The organism is Streptomyces sp. E2N166, from assembly GCF_003671715.1.
Lineage (GTDB): Bacteria > Actinomycetota > Actinomycetes > Streptomycetales > Streptomycetaceae > Streptomyces > Streptomyces thinghirensis.
The window spans coordinates 1-305 of sequence record NZ_RAIF01000046.1; the positions used below are offsets into that span (position 1 = coordinate 1).

At 69.2% G+C, this 305-nt stretch carries 1 protein-coding gene; it reads left to right on the forward strand.

What is annotated here, in order from left to right; translation table 11 throughout:
- Positions 1 to 305 (forward strand): beta-ketoacyl synthase N-terminal-like domain-containing protein (locus EBH09_RS37355; protein ID WP_153182792.1); only part of this gene is annotated, 305 nt, incomplete at both ends.

The following is a 305-nucleotide window of genomic DNA, read 5'->3' on the forward strand; positions in this document are numbered from 1 at the left end:
AGGCCGCGGCGATGGATCCGCAGCAGCGGCTGTTCCTGGAGACCGTGTGGCACCTGCTCGAACAGGGCGGCGTCACCCAGGAGGTCATCGAACGGCGCTACGGCCGCAGCGTCGGCGTGTACGTCGGCGCCGCCTACCAGATGTACCGGGCGGACGCCTGCGAACCGGTACTCGCGGCGCTCACCTCGTCCGCCTCCTACAACCTCATCGCCAACCGCGTCTCGCACTTCTTCGGCCTCGAAGGACCGAGCCTGGCCGTGGACAGCATGTGCACCTCGTCCGCCATGGCCGTGCACCTGGCCTGC